The following is a 17,519-nucleotide window of genomic DNA, read 5'->3' on the forward strand; positions in this document are numbered from 1 at the left end:
ACCGAACTCGATGTGCCCGTAGGAAGTCCGGTGAGGGAGCCCGTGGACGTGCATGTCACATCGTCTCGACCCCGGGGGACGGGCACTCCCGTGGGAGAATGTTCGGGCATCTGTCATCGAAGGGAACACCGTGAACGAAACGCCCCGTGACCAGGGGAACGACCGCGAGGGCGACCGCCGCGGCGAGCGCAAGGGCGGCAATCGCAGCGAGGGCTACGGGCCGCGTCGCGACGACCGGGGCGGAGAGCGCGGTGGTGACCGGGGCCGCCGGAATGACGGCCCCCGTGGTGGCAACGCTCCTCGGCGCGACGACGACCGTCCGCGCCGCTCCTCCGACGACCGCGGGGCCGACCGCCCGCGCCGCGACGACCGCGGCGGCGACCGGCCGTACCAGCAGCGCGGCGGCGACGACCGTCCCCGCCGTCCGTACGGCGAGCGGGACAACCGTGGCGCCCGTGACGACCGCGGTGCCCGTCCGTACCGTGGTGGCGACGGCGACCGTCCGCGCCGGCCGTACGAGGACCGCGACAACCGCGGGGGCGACCGTCCCGCGCGCCGCGACGACGGCCCGCGTCGGTCCTTCGGTGACCGCGACGACCGTCCGCAGCGCTCGTTCAACGACCGCGGCGGCGACCGGCCGCGCCGGAACTTCGACGACCGGGGCGACAACCGCCCCGCGCGTCAGGGCGACGACCGGCCCCGCCGGTCCTTCGGCGACCGTGACGACCGTCCGCAACGTTCGTTCAACGACCGTGACGACCGTCCCCGTCGTTCGTTCGACGATCGCGGCGGCGACCGTCCGCGTCGTGACGACCGTGGTGGCGACCGTCCCTTCCAGCGTGGCGGCGACGACCGTCCGCGCCGTTCGTACGGTGACCGGGACGACCGTCCGCAGCGTTCGTTCAACGACGGGGGCGAGCGTCCTCGTCGGTCCTTCGACGACCGTGGTGGTGACCGTCCGCGTCGTGACGACCGTGGTGGTGACCGTCCGTACCAGCGTGGTGGCGACGACCGTCCGCGCCGTTCGTACGGTGACCGGGACGACCGTCCCCAGCGCTCGTTCAACGACCGCGACGACCGGGGTGCCCGCGACGGCCGCGGACGCGACGACCGCCCGCAGCGTTCGTTCAACGACCGTGGTGGTGACCGTCCCCGTCGTGACGACCGCGGTGGCGACCGTCCGTTCCAGCGGGGCGGCGACGACCGTCCGCGCCGCTCGTACGGTGACCGGGACGACCGTGGCGCCCGCGACAGCCGCGGTGCGCAGGCCGGCGGCGCCCGCTCGTTCCAGGGGAACGACGGCGACCGGCCCCGCCGGTCCTTCGACGACCGTGGTGGTGACCGTCCGCGTCGTGACGACCGGGGCGGCGACCGTCCCCGTCGCGACGACCGCGGCGGCAGCCGCCCGCGCAACGACGACCGCGGTGGCGACCGTCAGCGCCGTTCGTTCGGCGACCGCGACGACCGGACCCGCCCGGAGAACCACGAGGAGCGTGAGGAGCGCGCTCCCCGCGCCCCCGAGCCGGAGATCGCCGAGGACGCCTCGTTCAGCCAGCTCGACCGCGACGTCCGCTCGCGCCTGCGCGGCCTGAGCAAGGACCACGCCGAGTACGTCGGGCTGCACCTGGTGATGGCGGGCCGGCTGCTCGACGTCGACCCGGAGCGTGCCTACGAGCACACCCAGGCCGCGGTGCGCGGCGCCGGTCGCATCGACATCGTGCGCGAGGCCGCCGGCATCGCGGCCTACCACACCAACCGGTACGCCGAGGCGCTGCGCGAGCTGCGCACGGTCCGCCGGCTGAACGGCTCGTCGGAGCACCTGCCGATCATGGCCGACGCCGAGCGCGGCCTCGGCCGCCCGGAGCGCGCGCTGGCGCTCGCGGCCTCGGAGGAGGCCGCGACCCTCGACGCGACAGGCCGCATCGAGCTCGCGATCGTGGCGAGCGGCGCCCGCTCGGACCTGGGCGAGCACGACGCCGCCCTGGCCGTGCTGGACAAGGTCTCGGCCGAGGACGCCCAGGGCGACCTCGGGCTGCGCGTGGTGCAGGCCCGCGCCGTGGCGCTCGAGGCCGCAGGCCGGGCCGACGAGGCCACCGCGCTCCTGGCGACGGTCGACAGCGCGGCCCTCGAGCGCGCCATCGGCGCCCAGACTCCCGGCGAGGACATCACCGTGTTCGACGTCGAGGAGGACGCGGCGCTCGCCGAGCAGGAGTACGCCGCCGAGCACCCCGAGGAGTTCGCGGAGGACGACGAGCCCGAGGACTCGGACGACGACGAGGACGACGACAAGGACTCGGACGACGAGGACGAGGACGAGGACGAGAACGACGAGGACGAGGAGGACTCGGCAGGGTCTGCCGAGTCGGGCGATTCCGCTGACTCCGGCGATTCCGCTGACTCGGCTGATTCCGGGGACTCGGCCGATTCGGCGGACTCCGGCGACTCGGCAGACTCCGCGGACTCGCCGGACGAGCCCGAGGACGAGGACGCCGCGGACGAGCCCGACTCCGACGAGCCTGGCGAAGCCGACTCCGACGACGTCAAGGCCGACACCGAGGCGGACGAGCCCGAGGCGGACGCCGTCGACGAGCCCACCGCCGCCGAGTCCGACGAGGCTTCCGACCTGCAGTCGGACCAGGCCTCCGACGACGCCCCGGCCGACGCCGAGCAGGCCGAACCGGCCGACGCCGAGCCGGCTCCCGCCCAGCCCACCACCACCGAGGGTGACGCTGCCGCCGAGGGCGACCGGTCCGACGTCGGGCAGGAGAAGGCGTGACGGCGCGCGCCGGACTGCTCTCCAGCGACGTCCCGCTGGCCGCGGCCTACGACCTCGCCCTCGTCGACCTGGACGGTGTCGCGTACAAGGGGCACCTGCCGATCGAGCACGCCTCAGCGAGCCTCGCCGCGGCGCGGTCGGGCGGGATGCGCCTGCTGTTCGTGACGAACAACGCGTCGCGGGAGCCGGAGGAGGTCGCGGGCCAGCTCACGGGCCTCGACATCCCGACCGACCCGGACGAGGTGATGACCGCCGCGCAGGCGTGTGCGGCGCTGCTCACGACCCGGCTGGACGCGGGCGCGAAGGTGCTCGTCGTCGGCGGGAAGGGCCTGGTCACGGCCGTGCGGTCGGCCGGCTTCACGGTGGTGGAGTCGGCGGACGACGAGCCGGACGCCGTCGCCCAGGGCTACTCGCCCGAGCTGGGCTGGGCGCAGCTCGCCGAGGCCGCCTACGCGGTGGGCCGGGGCGCCTGGCACGTCGCGAGCAACCTGGACCTGTCGCTGCCGACGGCGCGCGGCTTCGCGCCCGGGAATGGCGCCCTGGTGGGCGCGGTGGTGTCGGCGACGGGGGTCACCCCCGACAGCGCCGGCAAGCCGTCCCCCACGATGTACCGGCTCGCGGTCGAGCGGGCCCGCGCGAGCCGGCCGCTCGTGATCGGGGACCGGCTCGACACAGATCTCGCGGGCGCGCGCGGCGGCGGGTACCCGGGGCTGCACGTGCTGACGGGTGTCTCGACGGCGCGCGACGCGGTGCTGGCCGTGCCGGGGGAGCGCCCGTCGTTCGTGGGCGCTGACCTGCGGGCACTGCTGGAGCCGCACCGGGTGCCGGTGCTCGCGGACGGGTGGTACGTGTCCGGCGGCGCGGCGGCGCAGGTGGCCGACGGCGAGCTGCGGGTCGACGGCGCGGGCATCGACCTGGTCCGCGCGGCCTGCGCGGCGTCGTGGGCTGCCGTCGACGCGGGCGAGAAGCTCGACGAGACGACGGTCCCGGACTTCTCGCTCTGATCTCTCGGAAGGTGCGCTTCTACCCAGTCATCGGGCCCGAAAACACGCAGTTTCCGGGCGCAATGACGGGGTAGAAGCGCACTTCCGCCGCGCTACTCCCGCAGAGAACCTCACGGAATTCTCCCGGGTTCTGTCGGGGGCGGCGGGTACCGTGTTGTGCAGCATGCCGGACGAGCAACAGTGGAGCGTTGACGCACGATGGACGAGTTCTACGAGATCGAGGAACCCGCGGCGGCCCCGGCCGACCCCGAGGCGGGCGTCCGGCATGCGCTCGACGCGCTCGACGGGCTCGACGACCTGCCCCCGGCCGAGCACGTCGCCCGGTTCGAGGCGGTTCACGACGCGTTGCGGGCGCACCTGAGCGGCGACGCCTGACGGTGGCGACGACGACTGTGAGCGCGCGTGTGGACGCGGAGCTGGTCCGGCGTGGGCTGGCCCGTTCGCGGCGCCATGCCGCGGACCTCGTCGCGGCCGGGCGCATCACGGTCGCGGGCAAGGTGGTGGCCAAGCCGTCGACGTCGGTGTCCGACGGCGACAAGGTGACGGTCGCGCCCGGGCCCGACCTGGAGCACGAGTTCGCGTCGCGCGCCGCCCTCAAGCTGGCCGGCGCCCTCGACGCGCTCGCTCGTGTGCCCGGCGCGCCGGTGGTCGAGGGCGCGTTCTGCGCCGACCTCGGCGCCTCGACCGGCGGATTCACGGACGTGCTGCTGCGCCGCGGCGCCGAGCACGTGGTCGCGATCGACGTGGGGCACGACCAGATCGTTCAGGCGCTGCGCGACGACGACCGGGTGACGGTGGTCGAGGGCCTCAACGTCCGCGACCTGGTGCCGGGCGACCTCGCCCGCACGCCGGACCTCGTGGTGGCCGACCTCTCCTTCATCTCCCTGACCGTGGTGCTGCCTGCCGTCGCGGGCGTGCTCGGCCCGGGCTCGCAGGCGCTGCTCATGGTCAAGCCGCAGTTCGAGGTCGGGCGCGAGCGCCTGGGCAGCGGCGGCGTGGTGCGCGACCGGTCCCTGCACGCGGAGGCGGTCACCACGGTGCTGAGCACGGCCGAACGCCTCGGCCTGGTGGCGCGGGCGGTCGTGCCGAGCCCGCTGCCCGGGCCGAGCGGGAACCGCGAGTTCTTCGTGTGGCTGGCCCCGGACACGACCACGCCCGACGACGACCTGGCCCTGGCGGCCGCCGTCGAGACGGCGGTGGCCTGGGACCCGGTGCTGGGCGAGCCCGCCGCACGGGCCGGCCACCCGCCGGAGCCGCCGGCCGTCGTCGTGCACGGGCGGCAGCCGGACGAGCAGGAACAGCACGACCAGCAGGACCAGCAGGAACAGGACCAGCAGACCGACGAGCAGAAGGAGCCCCGACCGTGACCCGGCGCGTCCTCATCGTGACCCATGGCGGCCGCCCCCGGGCGGTCGCCGCGCTCGCCGAGGCGCTGCGCGAGCTGAAGGCCGCGGGCTTCGAGTACACCCTGCACGACGACGCCCTCGCGGAGGAGTTCGGCGACCACATGGCCGCCAAGCGTGTCGCGGAGGGCGTGCACAACGCCGAGGCCGTGATGGTGCTCGGCGGCGACGGCACGATCCTGCGCGCGGCGGAGCTGACCCGTGGCACCGAGGTGCCGCTGCTCGGCGTGAACCTGGGCCACGTGGGCTTCCTCGCGGAGTCGGAGCGGGAGGACCTGCGCGCCGCCGTCCAGCGGCTCGTTGCCCGCGACTACGACGTGGAGGAGCGCGCCACGGTCGAGGTGACGGTGCACCTGCCGGGCACCGCGGAGCCGGTCGTGGGCTGGGCGCTGAACGAGGCGACCGTCGAGAAGGCGTCGCGCGACCGCATGCTCGAGGTCGCGATCGGGGTGGACGGCCGGCCGCTGCTGTCGTTCGGCTGCGACGGCGTGGTGATGTCCACGGCGACGGGCTCGACGGCGCACGCGTTCTCGGGCGGCGGGCCGGTGATCTGGCCCGACGTCGACGCCGTGCTGATGGTGCCGCTGTCCGCGCACGCGCTGTTCGCGCGGCCGCTGGTCATCGGCCCGAAGTCGAGGTACACGGTCGACGTGCTGCCCCAGTCGACGGTCGAGGGCGTGCTCACCTGTGACGGGCGCCGGGAGATCCGGCTGCCCCGCGGGTCTCGCGTCGTCGTGCGCCAGGGGGGTACGGTGCGGCTCGCACGGCTGTCCAACGCACCGTTCGCGGACCGCCTCGTGTCCAAGTTCAACCTTCCCGTGTCGGGCTGGCGGGACCGTGTCGGGTCGGGGCACGTCGAGGCGCAAGATGTACCTTCTGACCCAGCCGACACCACACCAGAACATTAAGGAGTCAGGTGCTCGAGGAGATCGCTATCGAGAACCTGGGCGTCATCCGCTCGGCCCGGGTACCCCTGTCGGACGGCCTGACCGTCATCACGGGTGAGACGGGCGCGGGCAAGACGATGGTGCTCACGGGGCTGAACCTGCTCATGGGCGCCAAGGCGGACCCGCAGTCGGTGCGCCCTGGCGCGTCGTCGGCGGCGGTCGAGGGGCGCGTGCGCGTCTCCGGGCGCGACGCCGTGCTGGGCCGCGTCGACGAGGCGGGCGGCGAGGTGGAGGACGACGGCACCGTCGTGATCCTGCGCACCATCGCCGACGGCCGCTCGCGCGCCCACCTGGGCGGCCGTGCCGTGCCGCAGGGCGTGCTGGCGGAGATCGCCGAGGACCTGTTCACGGTGCACGGCCAGGCCGACCAGCTCCGCCTGCGCACCTCCGGCAAGCAGCGCGACGCCCTGGACACGTTCGTGGGCCCCGCCCACCAGCGCGTGCTGGCCGCGTACCGCGCCGCGTGGACCGAGCGCGGCGGCCTGCTGGCCGAGATCACTGACCTGGAGGCGCGCGGCGCCGAGCGGGCCCGCGAGGTCGAGCTGCTGCGGATCGGCCTGGAGGAGATCGAGCGGGTCGACCCGCAGACGGGCGAGGACGTCGAGCTGCAGGCGCTGATCGAGCGGCTGTCCAACGCGGAGGCCCTGCGCACCGCGGCCACGGAGGCGCACGAGGCCGTCGCGGGCGAGGACGCCGACGGCGCCCGGGAGAACGCGATCGCCCTGGTGGAGCGGGCGCGCCGCGCGCTGGACGCCGCCGCGCACTCCGACGCCGCGCTCGGTGCCCTGGCCACCCGGTTCGCCGAGGTGGGCTACCTCCTGTCGGACGTGGCGACCGACGTCGCCGCCTACGTGGACGACCTGCAGGCGGACCCCGCCGGGCTGGAGACCGCGCACAACCGCATGGCGGAGCTGAACGCGCTGACCCGGTCGTACGGCGAGAGCATCGACGCGGTGCTGCAGTGGGCCAGCGACGCGGGCCTGCGCCTGCTCGACCTGGACGACGGCGGCGACCGCCTCACCTCGATGCGGGCCCGCGTCGAGGAGCTGGACGGCGAGCTGAACCGGCTCGCGGAGATCCTCACGGCCGAGCGCTCGCGCGGCGCGTCCGACCTGGCCACGGCCGTGACGAACGAGCTGCACGGGCTCGCGATGGGCGGCGCGCACCTGGTGGTCACGGTGGACCGGCTGGACCAGCCGGGCCCGTTCGGTGCCGACCAGGTCACGTTCCTGCTGGTGCCGCACCCCGGTGCCCCGGAGCGGCCGCTCGGCAAGGGCGCGTCCGGCGGTGAGCTCTCGCGCGTGATGCTGGCCCTCGAGGTCGCCCTGGCGACGTCGGGCGGCGCGGCCGCCGCGCGGACGGCCGAGACCCCGCGCAGCACCTTCGTGTTCGACGAGGTCGACGCCGGGGTCGGCGGCCGGGCAGCGGTCGAGGTCGGCCGCCGTCTGGCGCAGCTCGGGCGCACCACCCAGGTGGTCGTCGTGACCCACCTGGCCCAGGTCGCCGCGTTCGCCGACGCCCACCTCGTGGTCACCAAGAGCTCCGACGGCGACGCCGGCGCGAGCGACGGCGACGACGGGATGATCACGGTCACGGGCGTGCGCGAGGTCACCGCGGACGCACGCGTCCGCGAGCTGGCGCGCATGCTGTCCGGCCAGGACGACTCGGAGACGGCGCGTACCCACGCCCTGGAGCTCCTGGAGTCCTCGGTCGTGGGACGATAGAACGGATGAAGCTGATCTCCCGACCCGAGAAGCGCGCCGACAAGAGCGCAGCCAAGAGTGCCGCCGACCAGGCCCCGGTGCTGCCGCAGGCCGTTGCCCACGGACCCGCCCGGATCGGAGCGCGCACCAAGGAGCTCACGTCGCGGCTCAAGCAGGGCGACATCGCCGTGATCGACCACGTCGACATCGACCGCGTCGCCGCCGACGCCCTGGTCTCCGCCGCGCCCGTCGCGGTCCTGAACGCCGCACCGTCCACGTCCGGCCGGTACCCCAACACGGGGCCCGACATCCTGGTCGAGGCCGGGATCGTCCTCGTCGACGACCTGGGCCCGTCCGTCATGGCGATCGACGAGCACGCCCAGATCGAGATCGTGGGCGGCGAGGTCGTCGTCGACGGCGAGGTCGTGGCGACCGGCACGCACCAGACGCCGCGCACCGTGGCCGCGAACATGGCCGCCGCCCGCGAGGGCCTGTCGGCCGAGATCGAGCGGTTCGCCGAGAACACGATGACGTACCTGCGCCGCGAGCGGGACCTCCTGCTCGACGGCGTCGGCGTGCCCGACATCCGTACCCACATCGACGGCCGGCACGTGCTGATCGTGGTGCGCGGCTACCACTACCGGGAGGACCTGGCGCAGCTGCGGTCCTACATCCGGGAGAACCGGCCCGTGCTGATCGGCGTGGACGGCGGCGCCGACGCGATCATCGACGCGGGCTGGCAGCCCGACATGATCGTGGGCGACATGGACTCCGTGTCCGACCGGGCGCTGGCCTGCGGCGCGGAGATCGTGGTGCACGCCTACCGCGACGGCAAGGCGCCCGGGCTGGAGCGCGTGAAGTCGCTCGGCGTGGAGCCGGTCGTCTTCCCCGCGACGGGCACCAGCGAGGACATCACCATGCTGCTGGCCGACGACAAGGGCGCCGAGCTCATCGTCGCCGTCGGCACCCACGCCACGCTCGTGGAGTTCCTCGACAAGGGGCGCTCGGGCATGGCCTCCACCTTCCTCACCCGGCTCCGGGTCGGTGGCAAGCTGGTCGACGCCAAGGGCGTGTCCCGGCTGTACCGCACACGGATCTCGAACACCCAGCTCACGCTGCTGTCGGGCGCGGGTCTCGCGGCGGTGCTCGCCGCGCTCGCCTCGACCTCGGCCGGCCAGACCTTCTTCGGACTGATGGGGGCACGCTTCGACGACGTCGTGTCCTGGATCGGTAACCTCTTCGGCGGCTGACCTGCGAGGATGCCTCCTCGCACGTATGCCGCCCCGACCTGACGCCGGGCGTGACACGCCCGGAACATGCTTAAGGACCTCTCCCTACCGTGATCGACTTCCGATACCACCTCGTCTCGCTCATCTCCGTCTTCCTCGCCCTCGCGGTCGGTGTCATCCTCGGCGCCGGCCCGCTGCAGGGAGCGATCGGGGAGACGCTGACGGAACAGGTGGACGCGCTGCGCGCCGAGCGTTCCGACCTGCGCACCGAGCTGGACGCCACGCAGACCGCGCTGGACGGCGACGAGCGCTACATCGAGGCCGTCGGCACGCGCCTGGTCACCGGCTCGCTCGAGGGTGACCGCGTGGCGGTGGTGCAGCTCGGGGACGTCTCCCAGGAGGTGCACGACGGCGTGCTGAACCAGCTCGACACCGCGGGCGCCACCGTCGTGGCCAAGACGGAGCTCACCGACGCGTGGACCGATCCGGAGGAGGAGTCGACGCGCGAGACCGTCGCCTCGGGCCTCCGCGACGGCCTCGGCGACGCCGTCCCGGAGAACGACGACCCGAGCGCCGTGCTCGGCGCCGCGCTCGCCGTCGCGCTCACGGGCGACGACGGCGGCAGCACCCGCAGCTCGCAGGCCACCGACCTGGAGGCCCAGCTCGAGCGCTTCGGCTTCGTGGAGCCGGGCGAGGAGCAGACCGAGGCCGCGGAGGCGCTGGTGGTGCTCGTCGGCCCCGCCGGGCAGCCGCAGCAGACGGCCGACGGCGCCACCGAGGATGCCGAGCCGACGCCGGACGTCTGGACCGCCGTCGCGCAGGCCGCCCAGGAGGTCTCCGGCGCGGCCGTGCTCGCCGGGCCGACGGACGACCCGGGCGACGCCGTGCAGGCCGTGCGGGACAACGAGGAGCTCGCCGCCGAGATCACGACCGTCAGCGGTATCGACCGGCTCGTGGGCCGCATCAACGTGCCGCTCGCCGTCGCGGCCCGGCTCTCCGGCGTCGTCGGGCAGTACGGGCTCGAGGAGGACGCGACGCTCCCGCTGCCGCCGGCCCCCGAGGACACGTCCGGCGACACGGCCGGCGGCCCGACCGGCGAGACCGCGGGCTGACCCGGGACGAGCAGGGCCGCACGCGCGCAGCACACAACCGCAGGACCGACACAGACCGAGGGGTACTCATGGGTGCAGGCAGGTTCATCGTCGCCGGCGTCGTGGCCGGGGTCGCGACCGCGTTCGCGCGCCGCAAGCTCGACGAGAAGGTCGCCGAGGGCTCCCTCGGCGGGGACGAGACGTGGACGCGGACCAACCACCGCGGCGAGCCGATCAGCCTGCTGGAGGGCCCCGCGGTGACCGCGGGCCTCGTGGCCGGCGCCGCGGTCTCCGGCGGCACGGCCCCGGTCGCGACGGCGTTCGCCACGGCGGCCGCGGGCGGCTTCGGCCTCTACGACGACCTCGCCGAGGACACCGAGACCCGCACCAAGGGCCTGCGCGGCCACCTCGGCGCGCTCCTGGAGGGCCGACTGACCACGGGCGGCCTCAAGGTGCTCGGCATCTCCGGCTCGGCGCTCATCGCTTCGGCGGTCGGCACGCCGCGCACGGCGCGCACCGCGTTCGGCCACGTGGTCGACATCGGCCTGAACGGCGCGCTCATCGGCGGCACCGCCAACCTGATCAACCTCTTCGACCTGCGGCCCGGCCGGGCGCTCAAGGCCGGCGTGGCCGCGAGCCTGCCGTTCGCGCTCGCCGGCACCGGCGCGGCGGGTGCCGTGCTGGGCGCGGCCGCCGCGGCGGCACCCGGTGACCTGGGGGAGAAGGACATGCTGGGCGACGGCGGCGCCAACGCCCTCGGCGCCCTGGTCGGCAGCCAGGTCGCGTTCAACGCGCCCCGGGCGGTGCGGTGGGCGACGCTCGCCGGCGTCGTCGGCCTGATGGCCGCCTCCGAGAAGGTGAGCTTCTCCCAGGTGATCGCCGAGAACGAGTGGCTGAACAGGGCCGACATGCTCGGCCGCCGCCCCGCGGCCGCCGTCGAGGAGTCGGTCGCCGAGCTCGCCCAGACCAAGCCTGTGGCCACCCCGGGCGCGTGAGCCGCACCCGGTCCCTGGCGAGCGCGGCGCTGCTCGTCACCGTCGTCACCCTCGCCAGCCGCATGGTCGGCTTCGGCCGCTGGCTCGCGCAGGGCGCGTGGCTCGGGTCCGACGGCGTCGGCACGGTCTTCAACTCCGCGAACCAGCTCCCGAACCTGCTGTTCGAGGTCGCGGCCGGCGGGGCGCTGGCGGGCGCCGTCGTGCCGCTGCTGGCCGGGCCCCTGGCCCGGGCCGCCTTCACCGCCGACGGGACCGCGGCCTCGAAGGAGCAGGCCTCGCGGATCGCGTCGGCGCTGCTGGGCTGGACCCTGGTGGTCCTCGTGCCGCTGGCGGGCCTCACGGCCCTGCTCGCGCGGCCCGTCATCAGCCTGACCGGCCTGGACGACCCGGTGCAGGTGGACGTCGCCACGTCCTTCCTGCGCGTGTTCGCCGTCCAGGTGCCGCTCTACGGGCTGGCCGTCGTGCTGGGCGGCATCCTGCAGGCGCACAAGCGCTTCTTCTGGCCGGCGTTCGCGCCGCTGGTCTCCAGCCTCGTCGTGATCGTCGTCTACGGGGTGTTCGCCCTGCTGGCCGACGGCGACCAGCAGGACGTCGCCGCGCTCTCCACCCAGGCGCTGGTCTGGCTGGCGTGGGGCACCACCCTGGGCGTGCTGTTCCTGGCCCTGCCGCTCGTGGTGCCCGTGTGGCGCACAGGGCTGCGGCTGCGGCCCACGCTGCGGTTCCCGTCGGGGGAGGGGCCGCGCGCCGCGCGTCTCGCCTTCGCCGGCGTGGGCGCTCTCGTGGCGCAGCAGCTCTCGGTGTTCCTGACCCTGCGCGCGGCCAACGCGGCTGGCGGCGACGGCACCCTGTCGGTCTACCTGTACGCCCAGCAGGTCTACCTGCTGCCGTACGCGGTCCTGGCCTTCCCGATCGCGACCAGCGCGTTCCCGCACTTCGCGGAGCACGCCTCCGCGGGGCGGCTCCGGGAGCTGCGCGACCTGGTCGCGCGCACCACGCGGTCGCTCCTGCTCGTCACCGCCCTCGGCATGGCCGCGCTGATCGCGGCGGCCCCGTTCGTCGAGCAGGTCTTCGACCTCATCGTGCGGGGCGACGCGCCCGGCCTGGCCGCCGGGCTGATCACCATGGCGCCGGGGCTGATCGGGTTCGCGCTGATCCTGCACCTGTCGCGCGCGCTGTACGCCGTCGACCACGGGCGGGCCGCGGTGACCGCGACCGCGAGCGGCTGGGGCGTCGCGGCGGTCGGCGCGGCCCTGGTGCCGGTGCTGTTCGCGACCCGGACGCGGGAGTCGGACTGCTTCGAGGCCACCTCCGCCTGTGTCGACCTCGCGCTGCGGACCGACGTCATGGCGGCCCTGGGCGCCGTGGGCACCGCCGGGATGGTCGTGGCCGGGCTGGGGCTGCTCCTGGCCGTCCGGCGGCACCTGGGCGGGGACGCGCTCGGTGGCGTCTGGCGGGCGCTGCTCGTGCTCCTCGTGGCGGCCGCCGTCGGGGCCGCGGCGGGGCTGTGGGCGCCGTGGCAGCTCGGGCTGTCGGAGGGCTCTTTCTTCTCGGCGTCGCGCGCGACATCCGGCGAGGTGGAGTTCGACGGCGGCGCGTTCGCCGCCGAGCTGGGCCTCGGCCTGGCCTTCGGGCTGCTGGCCGCCGTGATCACGCTGGCGGTGGCCGTGCTGCTCGACCGCGACCTGCGCGCCGCCCTCGGCCCCCTGGTCAGGACGGTGGGGAGGAAGTTCTCCCGGAAGTCCTGACTTAGCGAGCGCAAAGGGCGCAACAGGGGCAGACTCGACAAGAACAGAGCAATACGTCCCACGCGGTAAGCGCGTGTGCTGGTTGTTACACCACCAGCACGCCGTACCTCGTTTAGGATGGAGTTCCGTGGTCGAACACCGAAGCAGTCTCCAGTCCCGTCAGCGGTCCGGCGCCTCCACGCCGACCAAGCACATCTTCGTCACCGGTGGTGTGGCGTCCTCTCTCGGCAAGGGGCTGACGGCGTCGTCACTCGGCCGCCTGCTCCGCTCCCGTGGCCTCAGCGTCACGATGCAGAAGCTGGATCCCTACCTCAACGTGGATCCCGGCACGATGAACCCGTTCCAGCACGGTGAGGTCTTCGTCACGGAGGACGGAGCCGAGACCGACCTGGACATCGGGCACTACGAGCGCTTCCTCGACGTCGAGCTCCCCGCCTCGTCCAACGTGACCACCGGCCAGGTGTACTCGCGCGTCATCGCCAAGGAGCGCCGCGGCGAGTACCTGGGCGACACCGTGCAGGTCATCCCGCACATCACCGACGAGATCAAGTTCCGGATGCGCGAGCAGGCGTCCGACGACGTCGACGTGATCATCACCGAGATCGGTGGCACCGTCGGCGACATCGAGTCGCAGCCGTTCCTCGAGTCCGCGCGCCAGGTGCGGCACGAGCTGGGCCGCGACAACGTGTTCTTCCTGCACGTCTCGCTGGTGCCGTACATCGGCCCGTCGGGCGAGCTGAAGACCAAGCCCACGCAGCACTCCGTGGCCGCGCTGCGCTCGATCGGCATCCAGCCGGACGCCATCGTGCTGCGCTCCGACCGCGTGGTGCCCGAGAGCATCAAGCGCAAGATCGCCCTCATGTGCGACGTCGACAACGAAGCCGTGATCAACTGCGCCGACGCGCCGTCGATCTACGACATCCCGCGCGTCATCCACTCCGAGGGCCTGGACGCCTACGTGGTGCGCCGCCTGGGCATGCCGTTCCACGACGTCGACTGGGACGGCTGGAGCCGCCTCCTGGAGCGCGTGCACGAGCCCGAGCACAACGTCGAGGTCGCGCTGGTCGGCAAGTACATCGACCTGCCGGACGCCTACCTGTCCGTCACGGAGGCGCTGCGCGCCGGCGGCTTCGCCAACGACGCCAAGGTCGCCATCCGCTGGGTCGCCGCCGACGACTGCCAGACGCCGGAGGGGGCGCAGGCCTCCCTGGAGGGCGTCGACGCAGTGCTGGTGCCGGGCGGCTTCGGCGTGCGCGGCATCGACGGCAAGGTCGGGGCGCTGCGCTGGTCGCGCGAGAACCTGGTGCCGACCCTCGGCATCTGCCTGGGCCTGCAGTCGATGGTCATCGAGTACGCGCGCAACGTGCTGGGCTGGGCCGACGCGTCGTCCACCGAGTTCCACCCGACCAGCAGCCACCCCGTCGTGGCGACCATGGCCGAGCAGAAGTCGATCGTGGAGGGCGAGGGCGACATGGGCGGCACCATGCGCCTGGGTGCCTACGAGGCGCAGCTCGCCGCCGGCTCCGTCGTCGCCAAGGCGTACGGCAGCGAGAAGGTGACCGAGCGACACCGGCACCGGTACGAGGTGAACAACTCGTTCCGCGGCGAGCTGGAGGAGGCGGGCCTGCTGTTCTCCGGCACGTCGCCCGACTCGTCGCTCGTCGAGTTCGTCGAGCTGCCCGCCGAGACGCACCCGTACTTCGTCTCCACGCAGGCACACCCCGAGTTCAAGTCGCGCCCCACGCGGGCACACCCGCTCTTCGCGGGTCTGATCGCGGCGGCGCTCGAGAAGCAGTCCGCATGAGCGTCGGCACGATCGTCGACCGGTGTGGAACGGACAGAGCATGAGACCGAGCAGGATCGCCGGTTGGTGCGGCGGAGGGACAGCATGAGCAGCGACGAGGTAACGGACGTCATCGACCCCCGCCCCGCGCGGCGGCTGGACGTCCCGTTCCAGGGTTTCGTGGTCGACATGGTCTCGGACGAGGTCGACCTCGGTGAGGCCGGCGGCATCGTCCGGCGGGAGTACGTCGACCACCCGGGCGCGGTGGTCGTCGTCGCGCTGAACGAGGACGGCGACGTGCTGCTGCTGCGCCAGTACCGGCACCCGGTCGGCGCCTTCCTCTGGGAGGCGCCCGCCGGCCTGCTCGACCTGGACGGCGAGGACCCGCACGTCGCGGCGGCCCGAGAGCTGGCCGAGGAGGCGGACATGAACGCCGCCTCCTGGGACGTGCTGCTCGACCTGCTGCCCACGCCGGGTGGCAGCAACGAGGCCGTCCGGGTGTACCTGGCGCGCGACCTCACGCCGGTGCCCGACGACGAGCGGCACACCCGCGAGGCCGAGGAGGCCGACATGGTCGTGGTGCCCGTGCCGCTGGAGGAGGCCGCGGCGCTGGCGCTCGCGGGCCGGCTGCACAACGCGGCGACGATCGCGGGCGTGCTCGCGGCGGCGATCGGGCGGGCCTCCGCCTGGGAGACGCTGCGCCCGGTGGACTCCCCGTGGGAGTACCGCAAGAACTGAGGCTGACCTGAGGCAAAATTCAGGTCGCATGCGTTGCTGACTTCGGTCGGTTGCTTCGAGATCGGTCGGTCGACGGACCGATCTCGGGGCAACCGACCGAAGTCGTTTCTGGACGGTCCCCTTGAAGGTGCCGGCCTGCTGGGCGAGTGTCAGTGGTGGGGGCTAGCGTGGGAGACCTGGGTGGGAGATATGTCGGGTATCTCCCCGGGAAGGGGCGCGGCGATGACGGGCACCGAGGTAGAGACCGAGCAGGTGGGTTCCAGGACCGAGCCGACGCCGTCGGGCAGCGGGCCGACGGCGAACAAGCCGCGCCGCCGCATGCCCGCCGGGCTCGCGGGCGTGCTGGGGTTCCTCCTGGGCGCTGCCCTGACCGCAGGACTGGTCGTCGGGGCCGCCTTCACGCTGCGCGACGACTTCCGCGACGCGATCTGGCGCACGGTGCTGGACAACCTCAACCCGTTCACGACGGGCGAGGTGGACCGCTCCGAGACGCCGGTGCTGGTCAGCATCCAGGACCTGGCGCGGTTCGTGGCGGCCGAGGCGCAGTACGAGGTGCTCGTCGACCTGGAGAACGACGTGAAGTACGTGCCGAGCTGGCTCGCGGGGGAGCGGATCGTGCTCGCCGTGAACGGGTCGGTCGACGCGTACGTGGACTTCCGCGACCTCGACGAGGACGCGATCGAGATCTCCGACGACGGCACGACGGTCACCGTCACGCTGCCCGAGCCGGAGCTCGCCGAGCCGCGCATCGACCTCGACGCCAGCCGCGCCCTGACGGAGGACCGGGGTCTCGTCGACCGCGTGGGTGATCTCTTCGCGTCCGACACCGACGCCCGGCAGGAGGCGCTCGCGACGGCCCAGGACCGGATCTCGGACGCCGCGGCGGGCTCCGACCTGGACGAACGCGCCCGCGCGAACACGACCTCGACCCTCCAGGCGATGTTGTCCCCGTTGGGGTACGACCAGGTCGTGGTCGAGTTCGGGTAAGTGTCCGGGTAAGTCGCGAAGGTCGCTCACCGGGCGTGTCATAACGGCGTCACCGCGCTGCGCTATTCTCCCCGCGTGACCAGCGAACCCGACATGCTTCCCAATGTTTCGTCCCTTCCTGCCTGGCTCGTCCCGTCCGTCTACCTGAACTGGTCCGAGGACTGGCTGGGCGAGGCGGTCGCCATCGCGAGCCGGAGCCACGAGCACCGCCTGCCGGGCGGTGCGGACGGCCCCCAGCGCGGTGACGTCGTCGTCACCGTCGTGGGCTCCGAGCCCGGCATCGTCGCCGCGGTCGAGCTCATGGGCGCGAGCCAGGGCGAGGACTGGGTCAGCGACGAGGTCTTCGGCCCGGACAAGCCCGTCGTCTGGGACGACCTCTTCAACGGCGCCGCGGCCTACGCGCGCTCGTCCGGCTGGCTGCCGCAGGAGCACGCACGCCTCGTGCTCGACGGCATCGCCCACCAGTACAAGCACGGCGCCACCGGCACGCTCGACGCCGGCAACTGCGAGACCGACGAGCTGTCGCCCAACCTGCACGTGCTGCGCCTGCTCGGCCACAAGCAGGTCTCCGGCACCGACCTGCGCCGCGAGGAGCGCTGCGCGTCCTGCGAGCGGTTCGTCGACGTCATGCAGCTGAACCCGCACGACGACGGCGCCCACACCGGCCAGACCGGCGAGCGCCCCCTGGCCGAGCTCATCGAGCAGACCTTCCTCGTGTGCGCCCCGTGCCACGCGCTGCTGCACCCGCACGCCGTGCTCTCGCAGCGCGCGCAGATGCGCCCGGCGTGCCCGTCGTGCGGCCAGCGCGGCGCCACCAAGCGCATCGTCTGGGGCCAGGCGATCCACGACAACATGAAGCTCGAGCCCGACGTCGTCTACGGCGGCTTCGACACCCCGGTCCCGACGCCGGACTGGTACTGCCCGGAGTGCTACGCCAACTTCTCGTCGGGTGCCGTGGCGCAGCGCGCGCTGGGCGACGTGCCGGAGGCCGTGCCGGTCGGCGTCGGCGCCGTCGGTACGCCCGCGAACGGCGAGGACCTCTGGGTTCCTGAGGTCTGAGCTCCCCGCGTCTGATGTGTCAGACCCTCAGGTCCCTCCGGTGACCTGAGGGTCTGACA

Annotated in this window: 15 protein-coding genes; 14 read left to right on the top strand and 1 reads right to left on the bottom strand. The window is 73.6% G+C overall.

The genetic code is table 11. The features are described 5' to 3' along the window. Nucleotides 1-55: 55 nt before the first annotated feature. A complete protein-coding gene (locus FHX71_RS05435) occupies nt 56-1,624 on the bottom strand; it encodes a hypothetical protein (protein WP_182614767.1) in 1,569 nt (522 codons plus the stop codon). Nucleotides 1,625-1,627: 3 nt separating this feature from the next. Here FHX71_RS05435 and FHX71_RS05440 point away from each other — a divergent pair, with 3 nt between their 5' ends. From FHX71_RS05440 to FHX71_RS05505, 14 genes are all read left to right on the top strand, one after another. Then, nucleotides 1,628-2,776, top strand: a complete 1,149-nt coding sequence (locus tag FHX71_RS05440) for a Replicase polyprotein 1ab (RefSeq protein ID WP_182614768.1) — start codon at nt 1,628-1,630, stop codon at nt 2,774-2,776. Further along, a complete protein-coding gene (locus FHX71_RS05445; RefSeq protein ID WP_182614769.1) occupies nt 2,773-3,780 on the top strand; it encodes an HAD-IIA family hydrolase in 1,008 nt (335 codons plus the stop codon). Before FHX71_RS05440 ends, FHX71_RS05445 begins: the two co-directional genes overlap by 4 nt. Before the next feature lie 198 nt (nt 3,781-3,978). Beyond that, nucleotides 3,979-4,155 carry a hypothetical protein gene (locus FHX71_RS05450; RefSeq protein WP_182614770.1) on the top strand — a complete coding sequence of 59 codons (177 nt, stop codon included), beginning with the start codon at nt 3,979-3,981 and terminating at the stop codon, nt 4,153-4,155. A 17-nt stretch (nt 4,156-4,172) separates the two neighbouring features. Further along, on the top strand, nt 4,173-5,147 hold the full coding sequence (locus tag FHX71_RS05455) for a TlyA family RNA methyltransferase (protein WP_312876934.1): 975 nt from the start codon (nt 4,173-4,175) through the stop codon (nt 5,145-5,147). Continuing rightward, complete coding sequence (locus tag FHX71_RS05460; protein ID WP_182614771.1) at nt 5,144-6,091, top strand: NAD kinase; 948 nt, start codon at nt 5,144-5,146, stop codon at nt 6,089-6,091. Before FHX71_RS05455 ends, FHX71_RS05460 begins: the two co-directional genes overlap by 4 nt. Nucleotides 6,092-6,099: 8 nt before the next feature. After that, complete coding sequence (gene recN, locus FHX71_RS05465) at nt 6,100-7,854, top strand: DNA repair protein RecN (RefSeq protein WP_182614772.1); 1,755 nt, start codon at nt 6,100-6,102, stop codon at nt 7,852-7,854. Nucleotides 7,855-7,859: 5 nt separating this feature from the next. Next, nucleotides 7,860-9,083, top strand: a complete 1,224-nt coding sequence (gene steA / locus FHX71_RS05470; protein ID WP_246402238.1) for a putative cytokinetic ring protein SteA — start codon at nt 7,860-7,862, stop codon at nt 9,081-9,083. Between the two features lie 89 nt (nt 9,084-9,172). Further along, nucleotides 9,173-10,174, top strand: coding sequence for a copper transporter (locus tag FHX71_RS05475; protein ID WP_182614773.1), 1,002 nt, complete (start codon nt 9,173-9,175; stop codon nt 10,172-10,174). A gap of 68 nt (nt 10,175-10,242) precedes the next feature. Continuing rightward, nucleotides 10,243-11,148, top strand: coding sequence for a hypothetical protein (locus FHX71_RS05480; protein WP_182614774.1), 906 nt, complete (start codon nt 10,243-10,245; stop codon nt 11,146-11,148). Continuing rightward, on the top strand, nt 11,145-12,893 hold the full coding sequence (gene murJ / locus FHX71_RS05485) for a murein biosynthesis integral membrane protein MurJ (RefSeq protein WP_182614775.1): 1,749 nt from the start codon (nt 11,145-11,147) through the stop codon (nt 12,891-12,893). Before FHX71_RS05480 ends, murJ begins: the two co-directional genes overlap by 4 nt. Nucleotides 12,894-13,020: 127 nt before the next feature. Next, nucleotides 13,021-14,697, top strand: a complete 1,677-nt coding sequence (pyrG, locus tag FHX71_RS05490; RefSeq protein WP_182614776.1) for a CTP synthase — start codon at nt 13,021-13,023, stop codon at nt 14,695-14,697. 84 nt (nt 14,698-14,781) lie between these two features. After that, nucleotides 14,782-15,414, top strand: coding sequence for an NUDIX domain-containing protein (locus FHX71_RS05495; RefSeq protein ID WP_182614777.1), 633 nt, complete (start codon nt 14,782-14,784; stop codon nt 15,412-15,414). A gap of 222 nt (nt 15,415-15,636) precedes the next feature. Continuing rightward, entirely contained in the window at nt 15,637-16,401 is a 765-nt protein-coding gene (locus FHX71_RS05500) for a DUF4230 domain-containing protein (RefSeq protein ID WP_182614778.1), read from the top strand. A gap of 75 nt (nt 16,402-16,476) precedes the next feature. Further along, entirely contained in the window at nt 16,477-17,460 is a 984-nt protein-coding gene (locus tag FHX71_RS05505) for a hypothetical protein (RefSeq protein WP_312876935.1), read from the top strand. Nucleotides 17,461-17,519 lie beyond the last annotated feature (59 nt).

Origin of the sequence: Promicromonospora sukumoe (genome assembly GCF_014137995.1) — a bacterium.
Lineage (GTDB): Bacteria > Actinomycetota > Actinomycetes > Actinomycetales > Cellulomonadaceae > Promicromonospora > Promicromonospora sukumoe.

Coding starts and splice junctions, on each gene's coding strand:
- FHX71_RS05495 (WP_182614777.1), top strand. CDS start 14,782: ATGAGCAGCGACGAGGTAACGGACGTCATCGACCCCCGCCCCGCGCGG.
- steA (WP_246402238.1), top strand. CDS start 7,860: ATGAAGCTGATCTCCCGACCCGAGAAGCGCGCCGACAAGAGCGCAGCC.
- FHX71_RS05450 (WP_182614770.1), top strand. CDS start 3,979: ATGGACGAGTTCTACGAGATCGAGGAACCCGCGGCGGCCCCGGCCGAC.
- FHX71_RS05500 (WP_182614778.1), top strand. CDS start 15,637: ATGACGGGCACCGAGGTAGAGACCGAGCAGGTGGGTTCCAGGACCGAG.
- FHX71_RS05480 (WP_182614774.1), top strand. CDS start 10,243: ATGGGTGCAGGCAGGTTCATCGTCGCCGGCGTCGTGGCCGGGGTCGCG.